Here is a 19,790-nt window from a genome sequence, read left to right on the forward strand (position 1 = left end):
CCTCGCCATGGCAGTTGGTTCACACAGAACCCGAAAGCGGACGCATGGGAAATCGGCTGAGGCGCTTTGTTGCTTACGCTAAGGATACATCAGCATCTGCTTGGCTACACACGCTCAATGGCAGACCTGATTGTGAAACGTGCGGTAGCTCGGCGCGACCTTCTTCGACGGTACGCTGTCGAGGTTGACGGGTCCTCAGTAGCGTATATCCGCGCTGGCAGAACGATCCATGTCAGGATCGCAGAGGGCATGCGTGAGGTGCGGTTCTCGATTGATGGATATAGTTCTAAATCTGCAATCATTTTAGCTAGTAATCAATGTGTCGCAATTCTGCATTCCGGTCCGGCAAAAATTTCAATTGTGCAAGATCGCACTCGCCACAAATTTTTAAGCCCACCACGAATTCTTCCGCTTGATCGAACGGACTACATCAACGCTGAGCTTGAACGGGCGGCCGACTTGGCAAGAGCATTCATGCAAGCTGCATGGTCAGTGGCGCGCTATCAAATTCAAGAGCGAACGAAGCCTGGAGATCAATCGCGGTATGGATTAACCGCCGGTGATCTGTCTGTGCTATATCATGGATGTCGTACTGCCGACGCAAACCTGATGACTAGCCGGGGCTCTGCAAACGATCTTCTTTGGGGTGAATTGACGAAAGTGGGATGGTTGACGGACGGAACTATCCCGCTGATGCTCCCACGGGGATTAGTATGCTATCGCCTGACAGAACTAGGGCGAACGGAACTACTTGAAGTGCTCGAATAGAGATTGGTCAGGCAGTCGTTTTAGATTCATTCCCGTTTGCTGCCATTCCGAAATTCACCCTTAGCCGCCATTCGGCTTGCGAACCAGATCAGTCGCGCAGACCGTCATCGATATTTCCCGAAAGCCGCCATTCGTGGGCCGCCCAGCAAGGTCGAATGAGGGTAGCAATATGGTCTCGGCCTTCTGCCTATTTGCGGAAACGTCACGTTTCTCGCCAGGGCACCTCCGTGCCGGTAACGCCCCCTCGTCCTCCAGCTGAGCGAAAACCGGGTACGGAAAGCCGCATAAATAGAAGTTCATGCGCTTGGCACGATAATCGCAGGCCCGTTCCACTCGACGGAGTGTGTAATGGACAAGCTTGATCGGCGCCGCTGGTTGCAACTTGCGCTCGGGCTGATCGTCATGATGACGATTTCAAGCCCACAGTACGTCTGGACACTCTTCGTGAAACCTTTCCAGGCGAGCACAGGTGCCTCGCTCGCCGCGATCCAAGTCACTTTTACACTCATCATCGTCCTGCAAACATTCTTTTCGCCTGTGCAGGGTTGGTTGATTGACCGCTTCAGCGCCAAGTTAATGATTGCGATCGGTACCGGTCTAAGCGGGATCGGCTGGGTCGCGGCATCCTATGCTGACGGCCATATTGGACTCTATGCGACCTACGGCCTGTTGTGCGGGCTCGGGACCGGCATCGTGTATGTCGGTATCATCGGCCTGATGGTGCGCTGGTTCCCGGATCGCCGCGGCTTCGCGGCGGGCGTTGTTGCGGCCGGCTATGGCATGGGAGCGATGATTACGGCGTTCCCCATTACAGATATGATCGCGGCGACCGATTTCCGTCATACGCTCCTCGTTTTCGGCTGCATCTTGGGCGGCCTCGGTGTTCTGGCTTCCCTCGGTCTGCGGGCACCGGAGCCCGGCGACGTGCCTGCCGTCGATCTGATTGCAACCGCGAGCGCTGCCTCGGACACAGGCCCGAAGGAGATGCTGCGCACGCCGTTGTTCTGGCTGATGTTTGCCATGATGACGATGATGGCAACCGGCGGCCTCATGGTCGTGGCCAATTTCGCGAATTTCGCCCGCGCGTTCGGTGTCGCCGACGCTCTCGTTTTTGGCTTGGCGGCGCTGCCCTTCGCGTTGACCTTCGACCGCATTACCAACGGTTTGACCCGGCCGTTCTTTGGGTGGATTTCTGATCGTATCGGGCGCGAGAACACCATGTCGATCGCGTTCGCAGGCGAAGCGGCTGCGATCTGCCTTCTGCTCTATAATCGGCAGAGCCCTTATGCATTCGCGCTGCTGTCAGGGGTTGTATTCTTCGCCTGGGGCGAGATTTTCTCGCTGTTTCCTTCGATCCTCACCGATACTTTTGGGACCAAACACGCCACAACCAACTATGGATTTCTATATATGGCACAGGGTGTGGGCTCACTTCTGGGTGGACCCGTTGCTGCACTGATCCATGACGCTGCAGGAAGCTGGGTACCGGTCTTCTCGATTGCGGTTTGCCTCGATCTGTTCACAGCTATACTTGCCTATTTCGTCCTTAAGCCTTTGCGACGGAATTGGTTGAATGGATCATCCGGAGGAGAGGCACGTTCTCTGGTAAATAATCGGACAAGTGTAACGGCCTGAGTGCGTTGAGTGGCGTGGTTGCCTTCTATAAAGCCGAGCCGAGACGACGTCTGCTTCATCGCATGGCCACCCGAAAGCCGACCGGCGGGAATCCACCCTTATCAGACATTACATTTTCCAAGCCGATGAAGCTCCCGCCCTAATGCGCCTCCTGCCAGTTCCCCGCCGCCTTGGCCTCCACCACCAGCGGCACCCGTAGCGTCAGCGCCGGCGCCGGCGCCTCCTCCATCACCGAGGCGATCACCGGGATCGCCGCCTCCACCTCATCCTCGGACACCTCGAACACCAGTTCGTCGTGCACCTGCAGCAGCATCTGCGCCTTGAGCCGCTTGGCCGCCAGCGCCCCCTCCATCCGGGTCATGGCCCGGCGGATGATGTCGGCGGCCGAGCCCTGGATCGGCGCGTTGATCGCCTGCCGCTCGACGCTGGCGCGCTCGGACGGGTTGTTGGAGCGGATCTGCGGATAGTGGCAGACCCGGCCGAACAGGGTGGTGACGTAGCCCTTGTCCCGGCAGCTCCGCTTGGTGGTGTCGATGTAGTCGCGGATCCCCGGGAACTGCTCGAAATACTGCTTGATGAAGGCCGAAGCCTCCTCGCGCCCGATCCCGAGCCGGTCGGCCAGCCCGAAGGCCGAGATGCCGTAGATGATGCCGAAATTGATCGTCTTGGCCCGGCGCCGGAGATCCGGCGTCATCTCCGTGAGCGGAACGCCGAACATCGCCGAGGCCGTGGCCGCGTGGATGTCGATCCCGTCTTCGAACGCTTTTCGCAACTCTGGGATGTCGGCCATATGGGCGAGCAGCCGCAACTCGATCTGCGAGTAATCCGCTGAGATCAGCTTGTTGCCCGGCGCCGCCACGAAGGCCCGGCGGATGCGCCGGCCCTCCTCGGTGCGGATCGGGATGTTTTGGAGGTTCGGCTCGGAGGAGGACAGCCGCCCGGTCGTGGTGGCGGCCAGCGAGAACGAGGTGTGGACCCGCGCGGTCTCACGGTCGGCATGCGTCTGGAGCGAATCCGTGTAGGTGGATTTCAGCTTCGCGAGCTGACGCCACTCCAGGATTTTCTTCGGGAGGTCATGGCCCGCCTGGGCCAGCTCCTCCAGCAGCGTGGCCGGCGTCGCCCACTGTCCGGAGGGTGTCTTCTTCGCCCCCGGCAGGCCCATCTTGCCGAACAGAATGTCGCCGATCTGCTTCGGGGAGCCGACCGAGAACTTTTCGCCGGCATCCTCCTGAATCTCCTCCTCCAGCCGCACGAGGATCTGCGAGAAATCGCCCGAGAGCCGGCTCAGCATCTCGCGGTCGACCCGGATGCCGCGCTGCTCCATCCGGGCGATCACCGGCAGCAGCGGCCGCTCCAGGGTCTCGTAGACCGTCACCCGATGCTCGGCCACGAGGCGCGGCTTCATCATCCGCCACAGGCGCAGGGTCACGTCCGCGTCCTCGGCCGCGTAGGCGGTGGCCTTGTCGATCGCGACCCGGTCGAAACTCACCTTGTTGCGACCGGTGCCGGCGACATCGGAGAACGTGATCGGCTGGTGGCCGAGGTGGCGGCGGGCCAGTTCGTCCATGCCGTGCCCGCCCTTGCCGGCATCGAGCACGTAGGAGATCAGCATCGTGTCGTCGAAGGGCGCGATCTCGATGCCGTAGCGGGCGAGCACGACCCAATCGTATTTGAGGTTCTGGCCGACCTTCAGGACGCCCGGATCCTCCAGGAGCGGCTTCAGCCGACCGAGCGCCTCCTTCAGGGGGATCTGGCCGGGCACCGGCTCGGCCACGTCGGAGGCCGCGGCGCCCTCGCCGAACAGGTCGGTGGCGTCGGCCTGGACCTTGGCGGCCTGGATGTGGGCCAGGGGGATGTAGCAGGCCCGGCCGTTGGCCACCGCCAGCGACACGCCGACCAGCCCAGCTTTGTGGGCATCGAGCGCATCGGTCTCGGTGTCGACCGCGATCACCCCGGCCTCCCGGGCCTCCGCGATCCAGGCGTCGAGCTGCTCCAGGGAGGCGATTGTCTCGTAGGCGGCGGTGTCGAACGGCGCCACGGCTTCCGCGGCGCGGGCCGCCACCACGTTGCCGGGCGTCGCCTCGACGGGGGCCCGGGGCTTGGCGGGTGCGTCAGGTAAGTCGAGATCAGCGAACGGATCGATCTCGGCGCGCTCGGGTGGCGCGGCGCCCGGCGCGCGCTCGGCCCCGGCCGCCGCGGTCTCGGGATCCGGCGGCACGGAATCGCCGAAGAACGGCACCGCGTCGCCGCCCGCCCCGCCGTTCTGCCGGGCGCCGGGCAGGAGCCGCGGATCGGGCTTCACGGCTTCCGGGTCGACATGCAGCATCTGGGCGATGCGCCGGGTCAGCGTGTTGAACTCCATCGCCTTGAGGAAACCGACGAGCTTTTCGGGATCGGGCTTGGGCACGCCGAGCTCGTCCAGCGCGACCGGGACCGGCACATCCTCCATCAGCGCCACGAGTTTTCGCGACAGCCGCGCCTGATCGATGCTGGCCAGCAGGGTCTCGCGGCGCTTGGGCTGCTTGATCTCGCCGGCCCGCTCCAGCAGCGCGTCGAGGCTGCCGAATTCCTTAATCAGCGCCGCGGCGGTCTTCAGGCCGATGCCGGGGACGCCCGGCACGTTGTCGGAGGTGTCGCCGATCAGCGCCAGGGCGTCGCCGATCTGGCTCGGCTGCAGGCCCTCCCACTTGGCGATGATCGCCTCGACATCGAGGTTGCGCTCGGGCCGGTAGCCGGCCTTGCCCTTGGCACCCGATTCGAAATCGTAGAACCGCACCTGCGGCCCGACGAGCTGCATCAGGTCCTTGTCGGAGGAGACGATGATGACGCCCGCCCCCCGCGCCTCGGCCTGCCGGGTGTAGGTGGCGATGAGATCGTCGGCCTCGTAGCGCTCCAGCTCCACCGCGTGCAGGCCGAAGGCGCGCACGGCATCGCGCATCAGCGGCATCTGGCGCTTGAGGTCGTCCGGCGCATCGGGACGATGGCCCTTGTAGTCCGGGAACATCTCCTTGCGGAACGACCCCTCGGATTTGTCGAACACTATACCCAGATGGGTCGGCATCGTGCCGGCCGCGCCTTCTTGGAGGAACTGCGCGATCTTGGTGCAGAACAGCCGCACGGCACCGGTGGGCATCCCGTCTGAGGGGCGGGAATTGTACTTCTGATCCTGATTGATCGACTGGAAATAGGCACGGAAAATGAACGACGAGCCATCGACCAGGATCACCTGATCGCCGGGTCCGACGGGTTTGGTCTCGGGGCTCGCGTCGGGCTTCGCGTCGGTCATGGGCTCGGGCGGCTCGGGGCAATCAGGGGTCGGACGCGCGGTCCAGCTCGGCGCGGCAGGCCGCGACGAGGACGGGCAAACGCTCGTGGACGGTCCGCCAGACGATGTCCAGCTTGACCCCATGATAGCCGTGACGAAAGACATTCCCGATGGCGGCGATGTCGCGCCAGGGCACGTCCGGATGGCGGTCGCGCATCGCGTCGGTCAAGCGCCGGCTCGCCTCCGAGACGATCTCCAGACAGCGGACCACCGCATAGTTGGTCCGTAGGTCCGCCACGAAGGCCTCGAACGTCATACCGGCGACGAAGCGTTGCGCAGCATCGGCGTTGTCGATGATGTCTTCGCAGGCGGCCAGCGCCCGTTAGAAGGCGGAAACGGCATCGTGCTCGGCCCTCTGACGGACGCGCGGCTTCAGGCCTTCCCGATCAGCCACGTCGACCGGCACCGGGAACAGATCGTCGATGAAGCGGCACAGGCCGGCATAGGTGAAGAGGTCGCGCACGCGTTCCCGGTCGATCTCGATCATCACGTCGAGATCGCTATCGGCCCGCGCCTCGCCCCGGGCGACAGAACCAAACAGCGCCGCATGCAGCACGCCGCGGCGGCGCAGCTCCGCCTCGTTGGTGCGCAGGATGTCGAGGGCGGCGTGCTTGTCCATGGCGGCGGGACCGGCGGGAATCGGTATCGGCCAGCATACCAGAAGCGCGGGCGATCAGGCGGCCAGTTCGCGCCCCAGCGCCTCGACCCGGCGCAGGTCGTCCACGAAGGCCGCGTAGGCCTCCTCCTTCGCCTCGTCGGGCAGGCGCAGCAGATAGGACGGATGGACCGTGATGAAGCCCTGGAAGCGGTTGTCGAACCGCTCGAACCGGAACGGACCGCGCGCCCGGGTGATCGGCACGGCCTTGCCGGTCAGTGCCAGCACCGCCGTGGCGCCGAGCGCCACGACAAGCTTCGGGCCGACGAAATCCAGTTCCCGGTCGAGCCACCAGCGATAGTGACTGACCTCGCCGGCCGTCGGCTTCTGGTGGATGCGGCGCTTGCCGCGTTCCTCGAACTTGAAGTGCTTGACCGCATTGGTGAGATAGCTCGCCCCGCGGTCGATCCCGGCCTCCGCCATGGCGCGGGACAGCAACTGCCCCGCCGGCCCGACGAAGGGCCGGCCCTGCCGATCCTCCTGGTCGCCGGGCTGCTCGCCCACGAAGGCGATCGTCGCGCCGACCGCGCCCTCGCCGAGCACGGCCTGGGTGGCGCCGGGCACCAGGGGCTCGGTCCGCCGGATGATGGCGTTGAGCTCGTCCAGGGTCTTGGGATCCTGATCGGCCATGGCGGCGACGGCGCGGGCGGGTTCGCGGCGGGTGGGCAAGGTCGGCTCCCTCTCGATCATGGCCTCGGTGCGCCCGGCCGCCGCCCGGACCAGGGCGGGGATCGCGGCGGTCTCCGGCATGTTGTGCCAGTACTTCTTTGGCATCTCGGCCCGCATCGCCTTCAGGTTGGTCCGGGCCGGGTTGAAGGTGCTCTCGTAATAGGTTTGCCAGCCGGCCTCGAACCCGTCGCCCTCGGGGAGCGTGGCTCGGTCGCCGGGCGGGCCGTAGGTCAGCGTGTCGGTGTCCCAATGCGCCGACCCTTCGGGCGTCAGGATCGACCAGCGCATGCCGTGGAACCGCGCCACGAAAAACGGCGCGGCCGCTTCCAAGATGTGGTGATCGGGCTCGAACCACGCCACGAAACGCTCACCCGCCGCGTCCTCGGTGCGGCGGAAGCGCAGAAAGGCGTGCATCTTGTGCAGGTCACGCCCGATCGCCTTCGCCATCCGGTGCAGGCGATAGACCAGCGGATCGCTGCCGACCTCCATCAGATGCCGCTCGCCGTGGCAGACCCGCCAGATCAGCGCGTAGAGCAGGCCGTAGCGCTCGGGATCGCGGTGGGGGATCACCTGCGGGATCAGGCCGGCAACGGGTTTGGGTAGAGCCAGGGGTGCGGTGGAGCCCTGTTCCGTATCCGCGCCGAAGAGACCAGGCGAATCCATCACCGACCACGACACCGCCTCGGGCGGGACGACCTGTGCGACGAGGCTGCGGACGGCGATGCGAAAACCGTCGAGGTCGGCGCCGGGGCGCAAGGAGACGGCACGCGGCTGACGTGGATCCCCTCCCCCCTCTGCGGGGCGAGGGAGAGTCGCGTTTCCCGCCCCCATCAAAACAAACTCAACTGCGTCGCCGGCTCCACCAGCCGCTTGCGCAGGTCAAGCCGGTCGGTCAGTCCCACCGGCCGATGATCGGCGGCGATGAGGAACGGCCGCGCCCGCTTCAGTCCCGAGGTCAGCCGCGCAACGTCATCCAGCCGCAGGGTCGCGTGGCGGCGGGCCGTGATGATCTTGTCGACCGCACGCGCGCCGAGCCCCGGCACCCGCAGGAGCCATTCCCGGTCCGCTTTGTTCACGTCCACCGGGAATTTCTCGCGGTGCTTAAGCGCCCAGGCGAGTTTCGGATCGATATCGAGTGCGAGCATGCCACCCTCCGAGGCATCAGCGACCTCGTCGGGGGTGAAGTGATAATAGCGGAGCAGCCAATCGGCCTGATATAGCCGGTGCTCCCGCTGCAACGGCGGCGGCTTCGGCGGGAGGATCGCTGACCCATCCGGAATCGGGCTGAAAGCCGAGTAATAGACGCGCTTCAAGCCAACGCTGCCGTAGAGCAGCGCGCTCTTGCGGATCAGCGCCTCGTCGGTGGTGGCGTCCGCCCCGACGATCACCTGAGTCGAATGGCCGGCCGGCGAGAACCGTCGTTTTTCGGCCTTGGCCTCGACGATTCGCTCGCCGATCTGCGTCATCGCCTTCTGGATGGTGGCGCCGTCTTTCTCGGGCGCCAGTCGCTCCAGACTCGCCTCGGTGGGCAATTCGACGTTGATCGACAGCCGGTCGGCATAGAGGCCGGCCTCCTCGATCAGCCAGGGGCTCGCCTCGGGGATCGACTTGAGATGGATGTAGCCAGCAAAACCGTGGTCGCGCCGGAGCGATTTCGCCACCCGGGTCAGCAATTCCATCGTGTGGTCGGGCGACTTGATGATGCCCGAAGACAAGAACAAGCCCTCGATGTAGTTGCGCCGGTAGAAGTTCAGGGTGAGGTTCACGACCTCTTCGACGGTGAACTTCGCCCGCCGCACGTTCGAGGAGCGCCGGTTGATGCAATAGGCGCAATCGAACAAGCACCAGTTGGTCAATAGGATCTTAAGCAGCGAAACGCAGCGTCCATCCGGCGTATAGGCGTGGCAGATGCCGGCCCCGGTGGTGGAGCCGAGCCCATCCTTGCCGGCCGCGCGCTTGGGCGCCGCCGAGGACGCGCAGGACGCATCGTACTTCGCGGCATCGGCCAGGATGCGCAATTTCTTAGCGAGGGTTTCGTCCATCGAACAGACAATGAACGAGGCGCCCGAAGGTGCAAGGCCGGGCGGCGGCCTTCCCCGGGCCGCATTGCCGCACCCGGCCGGGACCGGTCTCACCCGCCTGTGACGAGGCCGTCCGAGAGGACAAAAATTCGAGGTCGGCTGCCGGCACAAGCGTCCTGCGCTGCCGAATTTCCGCCCCTCCGATAATTCGATGCCGACGACGTGGGTCGAACCGAAACGCTTGGCTAACTTGGCCAAGCACGGGTTCGATTTCGCCGATTTCGAAACCCGCTTCGATTGCGAGACGGCATTGATTCGCCCGGCCTATGTGGGCCGAACCGACAGAGCCCGCTATCTGCTGATCGGAGACTGGAACGGAACCCGCGTCGGCGCCGAGGTCGTTTCACCGCTCGGCAGCGAGGCTTTGTCACTGGTCAGCTTGGGCGCAGCCAGCCCGAAGGAGGCAGCCGCCGATGCCCGACACATCGCAGAAACCTGAGCCTCCCGACCCCGGTTATACGCAGGCCGATTGGGACACCGTTTCCAACAACCCCGAACTGAGCGATGCCGAGCTGGCAACATTCAACCGGTGAGCACCGTACCGGAGGTATCGCGGCTTCTGCCGAAGCGGCAGCGCGGGCGGCCAAGGCGCGTCGACGCGAAGGTCAACCTCACCCTACGGATCGACCCGGCCCTGCTCGACGCCTATCGCGCGACCGGCGATGGCTGGCAGGTGCGGATGCACGAGGCGTTAGCCGAAGGGATCGGGCAATCCAAACCCGCGCCAGCGGCCGGAGACAAGCGACGGGCCTGATCGCTTTCGCGAACCGGGCCTCGATCCATCACGCCGGCTCGTCCAAATCCGCATCGACCACCCGGCGGGCGAGGCCGTACGAAAATCCGGCTCGCGCCAGCGCGGCGAGATCGCGGTCGCGATAGGCGGCCCGCTGGTCCGGCCGGCGATACGGCCCGAGGCGCCGCCGCTTGGCGTAGGCCTGAGCGGCCTGATCCTCGATCGCGGCCGCGTCCTCCTCCGGCACCGCCTCGCGCTCGGCCTGCATGGCGGCCTCGACCACATCGCGAGGCACGCCCTTGGCGGCGAGCTTCGCCGAGACGCCGCGGCTCGACGTACCCCGGCGGCGTAGCGTGGCAAGGCGCATGTCGGCGAAGCGCGCGTCGTCCACGAGGCCGGCCGAGACCGCCCGCGCCACCGTGGCGGCGATCATCTCGGCGAAGCCGGCGGGGTCCTCGCCCCGCAGCCGCGCCCGCTTCTCCACCCGCCGCGCCAAGGTCCGGCGCAGCATCTCGGTCGAGGCGCTGTAGCGTTCCAAATAGTGGAGCGCCGCCCGTTCGAGCCACGGCGCGCTGATCGGTTTCGGCGGGGCCGCGTCGGCCTTGCGGTGTCCCGGCGCAGATCCTGCAACGAATGGGGGTTTCACCGGTTCTTCACGTTCTTGACAGGTTTGCGTTCCATGACTCGGGTATGGAACGCGCGCAACGCGACAGGCTCGGACATGGACCGAACCACCGTCCTTCGCCCGACCGCATCCGCAAACCGTGGCGGAGCCGGCTCCGTGCTGCGGCGATGTCTTTGATGCGCCGCGAATGGCTCTTGGTCCTGGTGGCCCTGGGCTTGGCCGCGGTCGCCGCCGCGATCGTCTATCTATCGCGCCCGAACACCCTCACGGTAGCGGTCGGCCCCCAGGACGGGCCCGAGGCCGCCCTGATCGAAGCCTATGCCAGCGCCCTCGACCGGGGCCGCGAGGATGTGCGCCTCAAGGTCGTCCGCTACGCCGACGTCCGCGACAGCGCGCTGGCTCTCCAGCGCAACAAGGCCGATCTCGCCGTGGTCCGGCCAGACGTGTTGCTGCCCGAGAACGGCCTGACGCTGGCGATCCTGCATGACGAGGCCCTGGTCATCGCGGCTCCCGAGGCGGCCGATCTGGACGACATCCCGGCGCTGGCGCGCAAGCGCCTCGGCATCGTTGTGCGTCACAGTGCCGACCTGCCGTTCCTCACGAACCTGCTGTCCTTCTACGACCTCCTGCCGGAGAACCGGGCCGAGGAGACATCCGAGAGTGCCCATCCGGCCGACGAGGCCGAAGTAGGCCATGTCGTGGTCGTGCCCCTGAAGATCGGCGAGGTCACGGCCGCGCTCGCCGACAAGCGGGTCGATGCCGTGGCGGTGATCGCCAGCCCGGCCTCCAAGACCGCAGGAGCCGTGGTGCGCGCCGTCGAACTGGGCTCGCCGGAGCGCAAGATCGGCTTCGTCTCGATTCCCGATGGCGACGCGATCCTGCAGCGCTTCCCCGAATTGCAAGCGGTGAGCATCCCGGCCGGGACCTTCGGCGGCCGTCCGAAGCGTCCCGACGAGGAAATCAAGACCGTCGGCGCCTCCTACCGCTTGATGGCGCGGGGCACGGTGAGCCGCGTCGCGGTGGCCTCGGCCACACAACACCTGTTCGAGTGGCGCTCGCGCCTCGCCTCCGCGGCCCCAGCCGCCAAGCTGATGAAGGCGCCCGACTTCGATACCACGGTCGCGGCGACGTCGGCACGGCTGCCGAACCACCCGGGTGCGGTCGATTATTTCGAACGCGAGCAGCAGACCTTCCTCGATCGCTACGAGGATTACATCTACCTGTTCGCCTTCTTCGGCGGCACGATCGGCTCCGGCTTCGCGTGGATCGGGCAGCGGTTGGCCCGCAAGCGCCGGGAGCGGGTCGACTTCGTCCTCGACCGCCTGCTCGCCATCATGCGCGAGGTCCGGGTCGCGACGAACAGCGCTGCGCTGGACGCTCTGGCGATCGAGACCGACGGGCTCGTCTCTGACGTGGTTTGCTACGCCCGAGAGCGCAGCATCGACGCCCGCACGGTGAGCGCCCTTATTCTGGCGGTTGACGGGGTCCACGCGGCCATCGCCGATGCGCGGCGGCAGACCGCCGCCACCGAGGCCCGGCCCTCGACCCGCAATCGGACGGCGCGGCTGTTGGCCCTCGACTTGCCAGCGGCGGAATAGGGGACCGTGGCGTGGCGTGATGAACCGTGACAATTCGGGATCGGACACGCGTCGCCGCCTGGCTGGCGGCGTAGGCATATCATGCTAACGGGAGCCATGTTCGATCCCGTCGCCGCCCTCGCCACGGTCCTGGAGAATCTCGACCGCGAGGCTCGCGAGCCCACCAAGCTCCGGGCCGCGCTCGTCCCGCATCTGCGGCGGGTGATCGAGGAAGGCCACCGCGCCGCCGAAGTTCAGCTTCTCAAGGACCGCAACGGCCTGCGCTGCGCGCAAACGCTGTCCAAGCTCACCGACGCGGTGGTCCGGGCGATCCACGACGCCGTGGTCTGGCGGCTCTACCCCAACGACAACCCCTCGACCGGCGAGCAACTGGCGGTGGTCGCCACCGGCGGCTACGGCCGGGGCACGATGGCGCCGGGCTCGGACATCGATCTGCTGTTCCTGCTGCCCTACAAGCAGACCGCGTGGTCCGAGAGCGTCGTCGAGGCGATGCTCTACGTCCTGTGGGACCTGAAGCTGAAGGTCGGCCACGCCACCCGGTCGGTGGAGGAATGCCTGCGCGAGGCGCGGGCCGACATGACGATCCGCACCTCGCTGCTGGAGGCCCGCTACCTGTTCGGCTCGCGGACCCTGTTCGAGGAGCTGGTGACGCGCTTCGACATGGAACTCGTGGTCGGCTCGGCCGCCGAGTTCGTGGACGCGAAGCTGCGCGAGCGCGATCTGCGCGTCTCGAAGGCCGGCTCGTCGCGCTACCTCGTCGAGCCCAACGTCAAGGACGGCAAGGGGGGCCTGCGCGACCTCAACACGCTGTTCTGGATCGCCAAATACACCTACCGGGTGCGCGATCAGGCCGAACTCGTCAGCGCCGGCCTGTTCACCCCGGAGGAATACGCGCTGTTCGAGCGCTGCGAGGAGTTCCTGTGGCGGGTGCGCTGCCACATGCACTTCGTGACGAAGCGGGCGGAGGAGCGCCTGTCCTTCGGCCTGCAGCCGCGGATCGCCGAGCGCTTCGGCTACGAGGCCCGGGGCGGCCTCTCGGGCGTCGAGCGGTTCATGAAGGCGTATTTCCGCTTCGCCAAGGATGTCGGCGACCTCACCGCCATCGTGTGCGCGGAATTGGAGGCGCGTCACGCCAAGCGGACACCGGTGCTCGACCGCTGGATCGGCCGGTTCCGCGACCGGTTCCGCGCCACCGCCATGGAGGCGGAGGATTTCTGGATCGACCACGGCCGGGTCAACCTGCGCGCCGAGGACGCCTTCGAGCGCGACCCCGTCAACCTGATCCGCCTGTTCTGGCTGGCGGACCGGCACAACCTCGCGATCCATCCGGACGCCAAGCGGCTGGCCAGCCGCTCGCTGCGCCTGATCAACCCGTCGCTGCGCAGCGACACCGAGGCCAACCGCCTGTTCCTCGAGATCCTCACCTCGCACAACGCCCCCGAGGAGGCCCTGCGCGAGATGAACGAGGCGGGGGTGCTCGGCCGGTTCATCCCGGATTTCGGCCGCATCGTCGCGATGATGCAGTTCAACATGTACCACCACTTCACGGTGGACGAGCATCTGCTGCGCACGGTCGGCGTGCTGGCGGACGTCGAATCGGGCCGCTCGCAGGAGACCTACCCGCTGGTCTCGCGCCTCGTTCACACGATCCACAACCGCACGGCGCTCTACGTGGCGATCCTGCTGCACGACATCGCCAAGGGCCGGCCGGAGGATCACTCGATCGCGGGCGCCGCCATCGCGGAAAAACTCTGCCCGCGCTTCGGCCTGAATCAGGCCGAGACCGAGACCGTCTGCTGGCTCGTCGAGCAGCACCTGCTGATGTCGATGACCGCGCAGAGCCGCGACCTCTCGGATCCCAAGACGATCGAGCGCTTCGCCGCCAACGTGCAGACCTTGGAGCGGCTGAAGCTCCTGACCATCCTGACGGTGGCCGACATCACCGCGGTGGGCCCCGGCGTCTGGACCGCCTGGAAGGGCACCCTGATCCGCACGCTCTACGACGAGACCGAGGTCTACCTCTCGGGCGGGCATTCCGAGATCGCCCGCACCGATCGGGTGCGCCTCGTCCAGATGGGGCTGCGCGAGCGGCTGCAGGGCTGGGCCTCGGAGGAATTCGATGCCTACGCGGCCCGGCACGGTCAGGCCTACTGGCTGAAGGTCGACGGCACGCGCCAGCTCAAGAACGCGCTGTTCCTGCGCGAGGCGCTGGGTGACAGCCGCACCAGCGCCACCGACGTTGCCCTCGACCCCGTGCGGGGGGTTACCGAGATCACGATCTACTCGCCCGACCACCCGCGCCTGCTCGCGATTATCACCGGCGCCTGCGCGGCGGCCGGCAGCAACATCGTCGACGCCCAGATCTTCACCACGACGGACGGGTTCGCCCTCGACACGATCGTGATCTCGCGCGCCTTCGAGCGGGACGAGGACGAGACGCGCCGGACGAAGCGCATCACGGCGGCGATCGAGCGGGCGCTCAAGGGCGAGATCCGCATCGCCGACCTCGTGGCCGACAAGCACCCGCCGACGACGACGCGCGCCAAGACCTTCCCGGTGCCGCCGGACGTGATCATCGACAACGCCCTGTCGAGCCGGGAGACCGTCGTGGAGGTCACCGGCCTCGACCGCCCGGGCCTCCTCTATGAATTGACCACCGCTTTGGGCCGGCTGTCGCTCAACATCACATCGGCGCACGTGGCGACCTTCGGCGAGCGGGCGGTCGACGTCTTCTACGTCACAGACCTCACCGGCACGCGGGTGACGCAGCCCGACCGACAGGCCGCGATTCGCGGGGCCGTGATGGATGTGTTCGCGGGTGACGTCGCCGCCCTCAAGGCCGAGGGCCTGGAGGCGTTGGTGGCCGCGCCGCCGCCGCGCGAAGCCTGAGCGATGGGTTGATTTCGTCGGCTCCGGCCCAGATATCAGCGCCGGTTCCGCGTGCCCGAACCCACTTCCCGGACGACTGAAACACGATGACGAGCAACGACATGCCCCAGGATGACCAGCGCCAGACCACGGTCGAGGCCGGTGCCGGTGCGGCCCAGAATCCCGGCTCCGCGGGTGTGGGCGCCGAAGCGTCCGTCGATCCCATTGCGGAGACCCTGGCCCTGCTCACCGCCGAGCGCGACGAGTTGAAGGACCGGACGCTGCGCACGCTCGCCGAGATGGAGAACTTGCGTCGCCGCACCGAGCGCGAGGTCGCCGACGCCCGCGCCTACGCGGTCACGAACTTCGCCCGCGACGTGCTCAACGTCGCCGACAACATCCGCCGGGCGCTCGAGAGCGTGCCGGCCGACGCAAAGGCCAGCGCCGACGGCGCCCTGAAGGGCCTGATCGACGGGATTGAACTGACCGAGCGTGACCTCGCGAAGACCCTGGAGCGCCACGGCGTGAAGGTCGTCGAGCCGCAGGGCCAGAAATTCGATCCGAACCGCCATCAGGCGATGTTCGAGGTGCCGAACCCGGAGGTGCCCGCCGGCACGGTCGTGCAGGTGGTCCAATCGGGCTACGTCATCGGCGACCGGGTGCTGCGCCCGGCCCTGGTGGGCGTCGCGAAGGGCGGCCCCAAGGCGGCCGCCAACCCGGCCGACGCCGCCTGACCGGGCTGGCGGCGCGCCTTACTGGCAGGGCAGCGCCGCCGCGAAGTCGGCAATGAACCGCGCGGTCTCGCGGGTATGGCCCGATGCGCGCGGGTCGCGGGCGACCACGCCCGCCTCCCGTTCCAGACGGCGGTTGCAGGCGCAGGCCGTCAGGGTGCTCGACAGCAGGTCCGCCGAGCAGACGTCATGGTGCGCGCAAGCGCGGTCGAGCGCGTCGATCGGCGCGTAGCCGGGACCGCGGTTCCCCGGCCCGCAGAAATTGCCGTAGATCAGGACGGCGCCCCGCCCGCTCGGCCCGGGCGGGATGACCTCCTGCGCCGATGCCCCGAAGCCGGAGAGGGCGAGAAGCGTCGTTGCGGCGACGCACAGGCGCAGAGTTCTCACGGACGTTCCTGACGAACAGGCCCCACGACACCGCGCGGCGCCACCCGTGCGGCATTCGGCACCGGCGCTGCCGGACCAGCCGTGGTTACGCACGACCGAACCATGACGTCACGACGCCGAACGCCATGCATAGCGGCTCAATCCGGCCGGCCCGTCAAGATCCGTTTAACCCAGTACTGATTAGAAGCGGTAGTTTACCCCCGCCCTGACCAAGGCAAACCCTGAATCCTGTTTGCCGGCACCGTAATACGCCGGAACGCTGGCGCTGTAGTATGTCGTTCCGGTGAAGCCGCGGTCGAGATGGAGGTACAGCGCCTCCACCTTGGCCGACAGCTTCTCGGTGAAGGCGTACTCGATGCCGCCACCCGCGGCGTAGCCGGTCCGGTCGGTCCCGGGCAGCGTGTAGGGATAGGAGGCCGTGGAGGACGAGCGAGAGCCCCCGCCATACGCGAAGCCGCCGGTCCCGTAGATCAGAACGCGGTCGAAGGCGTAGCCGAGGCGGCCGCGGATCGTTCCGACATAATCGAGGTTCGGCCGGACGCTGTAATACGGCGTCGTCCCGAGATAGGCCGCGTCCGCCTTGGCGAAGGCCGTACCCTGGATGTCGGTCTCGACGCCGAGCACGAAGCCGGAGCCTGGGGTGAACTGATAATTGTAGCCGATCTGCCCGCCGCCGGCGAAGCCGCCGGACCGGTTGCCACCGGTCACGGTGCCGTAGGTCGGGTCGGTGAAGCCGCCATTGCCCGTGTGGACGGCATAGCCGGCGTTCACGCCGGCATAGAAGCCCGTCCAAGTGAAGGCCGGCGGCAATGGGAGCGGCGGCGGCGGGGCGCGACGGGGCAGATCGGCGGCTTGTGCGCCGAGTGCGATGCAGCCTGCCGCTGCGCCGAGAAGGACGGCGCGAAACGATAGTGTCATGATGGGTCTCGTGTGTGGGGCGGCTGAGGCGTCACCGCCGGATCGGCGCCGGAGTGCGGGCCGCAAGCAAGGATCCGGAGAGGCAGGGTTAGAGGGCCAGAAGGAGCAGACCGATCACCGTCACCGATAGGATCAGGTAGAGCGCGAAATCGAGGACGGGCGCTCCACCGCAGGTAGGTCCAGGCCGCGCGTCGCCGCGGCCTGCCTCGGTGAGGGCGATCACGTCCCAACCTCGCGGCGCTCGGTCGTGCGCATGGCCGCCCTGGCGGTTTTATAGGCACGGGCGGGCGTGACGGCCCGCCGGGGTGCCGCCGCCCCGTCTGAGGGGTTGACGGGAGCGGCGGCCTGCGACGCCTTCGTGTCGCCGATGCGGTGGACCGTATCCGCAACAGCGATACCGAAGGCGGGCAGTGCGAGGGCAGCGAGGGCGCAGACGATGCGACCCAGCCGCGGCATGGGATGGCCCTTCCGGGTCCGTCCGTTGGCGATTTCCTCTATCCTGAGGGGCGGCAGCGCGTCCCCGACGAGAATGCGCGCGTCAGCCGTCATGACAGGAACTCCGCAACGTCCGTGGGAAATTTGACCACGCCGCGTAGATACGTGTGCAAAAATCCCACGTCAATGAGGAAACGGTCCATCCGTGTGCGACCACGCATGTTGTGGGATTGTCTCCCACGCACACTGCGGTAACGATGCCATCATGTCCGATACCGCCGACACACCGCGAGAGGGCGCGGCCCTGCACGCGCCGCTGGCCCGATTGCTGCGGCCGCTGGTACGCCTGCTGGTCGCCCGTGGCATTACCTTCCCGGCCCTTACGGACCTTCTGCGTGAGCTCTACGTGAACGTGGCCGAGTACGACTTCGCCCTGTCGGGAAAGGAGCAGACCGACAGCCGCGTCTCACTGCTCACCGGGATCCATCGCAAGGAAGTGCGACGCCTGCGCGGGGCAGGCGCCCCCGTGAGCGCGGTGCCGGCCGTGGTCTCGCGCACCAGCCGGATCATCGCCCGCTGGATCGCCGACCCCATCTTTACCGATCCGCAGGGGCACCCCTTGCCGCTGCCGCGGACGGCCGAGGACAGTGCACCCTCCTTCGAGACGCTGGTCGCCGGGGTGACGCGCGATCTGCGCCCGCGGGCGATCCTGGACGAGTGGCTCGACCGCGGCATCGCCTTCACGGATCCGCAGGACCGGATCGTGCTGGCGGAGGCCGCCTACGTGCCCCGCGGAGACGGCGCCGAGGGGCCGCAACTCTACTATTTCGGCCGTAACCTGCACGACCATATCGCGGCGGCCGTGGCCAACATCGTCGGCGACAAGCCGCGCTTCCTGGAGCGGGCCGTCCACTATGACGGACTCTCGAAGGAGCTTGCGGCCAAGCTCGAGGCGCGGGCCCGCGAGATCGCCATGGAGGCGTTGCAGCAAGCGAACCGCGAGGCGCACGCCGCCTGCCAGACCGACCCGGGCGGCGATCACCGCTGGAATTTCGGTCTCTACGTCTACGCGGAGGCCGTGCCGCCCGCGCGTCCCACGGGCGAGCGCTGAGGATCCGGCCGGTGCGAAACCTGCCCAACCGCCGGTTCGTCTTGCGCCTCCTCGCGGGTGCCGCGACGCTGCTGCCCGCCCCGGTCCGGCCGCAGGAGGCCCCGCGCGACCAGGGCATCGGCGGCACCGGCATGATGCGGACCGACGAGCCGCGCGATACCCCGCTGGGCGAGGGTGACCGCGGCATCGGTGGAACCGGGGTGATCGGCACGATCCGACGCTTCGGGTCGATCATCGTCAACGACCTGCGCATCGCCTACCCGCCGGAGGTGGAGGTGCGCATCGACGGCGCGGCCGCGAAGGCAGCGGACCTGAAGATCGGGCATGTCGTCCACGTAGTGGCGCGGCCGGAGGGCGGCGGCCTCGCCACGCGCCGCATCGATGTAGGCAGTGAGGTGGTGGGCCCTGTCGAGGCGGTCGCTCCGGGGCGGATGATCGTGCTGGGGCAGCGGATCTCGACCGCAGGCCTTACGGGCGACTGGAAGCCCGGCGCGCGCGTCGCGGTGAGCGGCCTGCGGCGGCCGGACGGGGTGATCGTGGCGAGCCTCGTCGAGCCGCGGGAGGCCGGACCGGACCGGGTCGCCGGCCCGGTCCGGCAGGGCGAAAACGGCGCCCTTCTGATCGGAGCCCTGCGCCTCACGGGGGCCGACGCCCTGCCCCCGGGCAAACGCGCCCTGGTGACGGGTTCGGCCGCCGATGGGGTCCTGCGCGCGAGCAATGCCGCCCAGATCGGCCTGCCGTTCCCGCCGGGGCTGAAGCAGGTCTCGATCGAGGCCTATATCGGCCGCTCCGGCGCGGGCCTCGCTATCGGATCGGGCTACCAGATTGCGGGCCGGCCGGGGGCGAAGGTGCCACGGCAGGGGAGCGTCCGTGCCGTGCTGACCGCCGGCATCGCCCGCGACGGTGATCTGACCGTCGAGCGGTTGCGGATCGAGAACCGCATCGCCCCCGAGACGCCGCAACGCGAAGCGCCCGGCTTCGAGCGCGAGCGCGACCGCCTGGACTTGCGCAACCTACCCGAGGACCTGCCGGGCCGCTTCGGCGCGGAGCCCGGTGGACGGTCGGGCGGTCTCGGCAACCCCGGCGAACCGCGGGGGTTCGGCATCGATACCCGGCCCGGGGGCGGACCGATCCCCGGGGGTGAGCAGCCGGGCGGCTTCGGCGCGGCCCGGGGTGGGCCGGGCGGTCCACCACCGGCGGGCCCCGGCGCCTTCCCGGTCGGTCCCGGTGGATTCGGCGGGCCGGGCGGCG

The 19,790-nt window shown here is 67.5% G+C and carries 19 protein-coding genes; 9 read left to right on the top strand and 10 right to left on the bottom strand.

Features of this window, described 5'->3' with window-relative positions; genetic code table 11:
- The first annotated feature begins 249 nt into the window (after positions 1-249).
- Entirely contained in the window at positions 250-768 is a 519-nt protein-coding gene (locus tag OXS49_RS26440) for a hypothetical protein (protein WP_267427664.1), read from the top strand.
- A 348-nt stretch (positions 769-1,116) separates the two neighbouring features.
- The gene (oxlT, locus tag OXS49_RS26445) at positions 1,117-2,403 is read left to right on the top strand and encodes an oxalate/formate MFS antiporter (protein ID WP_267427665.1); all 1,287 of its coding nucleotides are present in this window, start codon (positions 1,117-1,119) and stop codon (positions 2,401-2,403) included.
- Positions 2,404-2,542: 139 nt separating this feature from the next.
- On the opposite strand, the gene polA is transcribed toward oxlT, so the two are convergent.
- From polA to OXS49_RS26470, 5 genes are all read right to left on the bottom strand, one after another.
- Positions 2,543-5,689, bottom strand: a complete 3,147-nt coding sequence (gene polA / locus OXS49_RS26450) for a DNA polymerase I (RefSeq protein WP_267427666.1) — start codon at positions 5,687-5,689, stop codon at positions 2,543-2,545.
- A gap of 22 nt (positions 5,690-5,711) precedes the next feature.
- Positions 5,712-5,984, bottom strand: coding sequence for a HepT-like ribonuclease domain-containing protein (locus tag OXS49_RS26455; RefSeq protein WP_267427668.1), 273 nt, complete (start codon positions 5,982-5,984; stop codon positions 5,712-5,714).
- Positions 5,985-6,050: 66 nt separating this feature from the next.
- Positions 6,051-6,347, bottom strand: coding sequence for a nucleotidyltransferase domain-containing protein (locus OXS49_RS26460; protein WP_267427670.1), 297 nt, complete (start codon positions 6,345-6,347; stop codon positions 6,051-6,053).
- Positions 6,348-6,401: 54 nt separating this feature from the next.
- On the bottom strand, positions 6,402-7,883 hold the full coding sequence (locus OXS49_RS26465; protein ID WP_267427671.1) for a UdgX family uracil-DNA binding protein: 1,482 nt from the start codon (positions 7,881-7,883) through the stop codon (positions 6,402-6,404).
- A complete protein-coding gene (locus OXS49_RS26470) occupies positions 7,883-9,094 on the bottom strand; it encodes a putative DNA modification/repair radical SAM protein (RefSeq protein WP_267427672.1) in 1,212 nt (403 codons plus the stop codon). Before OXS49_RS26470 ends, OXS49_RS26465 begins: the two co-directional genes overlap by 1 nt.
- A 190-nt stretch (positions 9,095-9,284) precedes the next feature.
- Here OXS49_RS26470 and OXS49_RS26475 point away from each other — a divergent pair, with 190 nt between their 5' ends.
- Both OXS49_RS26475 and OXS49_RS26480 read left to right on the top strand, forming a co-directional pair.
- A complete protein-coding gene (locus tag OXS49_RS26475; RefSeq protein ID WP_267427673.1) occupies positions 9,285-9,572 on the top strand; it encodes a BrnT family toxin in 288 nt (95 codons plus the stop codon).
- A gap of 90 nt (positions 9,573-9,662) precedes the next feature.
- Entirely contained in the window at positions 9,663-9,887 is a 225-nt protein-coding gene (locus OXS49_RS26480; protein WP_267427675.1) for a BrnA antitoxin family protein, read from the top strand.
- A gap of 28 nt (positions 9,888-9,915) precedes the next feature.
- On the opposite strand, the gene OXS49_RS26485 is transcribed toward OXS49_RS26480, so the two are convergent.
- Positions 9,916-10,443, bottom strand: a complete 528-nt coding sequence (locus OXS49_RS26485) for a RecX family transcriptional regulator (protein ID WP_267427682.1) — start codon at positions 10,441-10,443, stop codon at positions 9,916-9,918.
- Positions 10,444-10,667: 224 nt separating this feature from the next.
- Here OXS49_RS26485 and OXS49_RS26490 point away from each other — a divergent pair, with 224 nt between their 5' ends.
- From OXS49_RS26490 to grpE, 3 genes are all read left to right on the top strand, one after another.
- A complete protein-coding gene (locus OXS49_RS26490; protein WP_267427676.1) occupies positions 10,668-12,089 on the top strand; it encodes a TAXI family TRAP transporter solute-binding subunit in 1,422 nt (473 codons plus the stop codon).
- Between the two features lie 81 nt (positions 12,090-12,170).
- Entirely contained in the window at positions 12,171-14,978 is a 2,808-nt protein-coding gene (locus OXS49_RS26495) for a [protein-PII] uridylyltransferase (RefSeq protein WP_267427677.1), read from the top strand.
- 101 nt (positions 14,979-15,079) lie between these two features.
- Positions 15,080-15,691, top strand: coding sequence for a nucleotide exchange factor GrpE (gene grpE, locus OXS49_RS26500; RefSeq protein WP_244007798.1), 612 nt, complete (start codon positions 15,080-15,082; stop codon positions 15,689-15,691).
- Between the two features lie 18 nt (positions 15,692-15,709).
- Here grpE and OXS49_RS26505 read toward each other — a convergent pair whose 3' ends face one another.
- From OXS49_RS26505 to OXS49_RS26520, 4 genes are all read right to left on the bottom strand, one after another.
- The gene (locus tag OXS49_RS26505; protein ID WP_244007796.1) at positions 15,710-16,075 is read right to left on the bottom strand and encodes a hypothetical protein; all 366 of its coding nucleotides are present in this window, start codon (positions 16,073-16,075) and stop codon (positions 15,710-15,712) included.
- Positions 16,076-16,255: 180 nt separating this feature from the next.
- Positions 16,256-16,993, bottom strand: a complete 738-nt coding sequence (locus OXS49_RS26510) for an outer membrane beta-barrel protein (protein ID WP_267427678.1) — start codon at positions 16,991-16,993, stop codon at positions 16,256-16,258.
- Positions 16,994-17,081: 88 nt separating this feature from the next.
- The gene (locus tag OXS49_RS26515; protein WP_267427679.1) at positions 17,082-17,216 is read right to left on the bottom strand and encodes a hypothetical protein; all 135 of its coding nucleotides are present in this window, start codon (positions 17,214-17,216) and stop codon (positions 17,082-17,084) included.
- The gene (locus tag OXS49_RS26520; RefSeq protein ID WP_244007793.1) at positions 17,213-17,542 is read right to left on the bottom strand and encodes a hypothetical protein; all 330 of its coding nucleotides are present in this window, start codon (positions 17,540-17,542) and stop codon (positions 17,213-17,215) included. The genes OXS49_RS26515 and OXS49_RS26520 overlap by 4 nt, the downstream gene beginning before the upstream one ends.
- Before the next feature lie 151 nt (positions 17,543-17,693).
- On the opposite strand from OXS49_RS26520, the gene OXS49_RS26525 reads away from it, so the two are divergent.
- Positions 17,694-18,539, top strand: a complete 846-nt coding sequence (locus OXS49_RS26525) for a DUF6502 family protein (RefSeq protein ID WP_267427680.1) — start codon at positions 17,694-17,696, stop codon at positions 18,537-18,539.
- Positions 18,540-18,550: 11 nt separating this feature from the next.
- A partial coding sequence (locus OXS49_RS26530; RefSeq protein WP_267427681.1) for a DUF5666 domain-containing protein occupies positions 18,551-19,790 on the top strand: 1,240 nt, incomplete at its 3' end.

Origin of the sequence: Methylobacterium sp. GC_Met_2 (genome assembly GCF_026540795.1) — a bacterium.
Classification (GTDB): domain Bacteria; phylum Pseudomonadota; class Alphaproteobacteria; order Rhizobiales; family Beijerinckiaceae; genus Methylobacterium.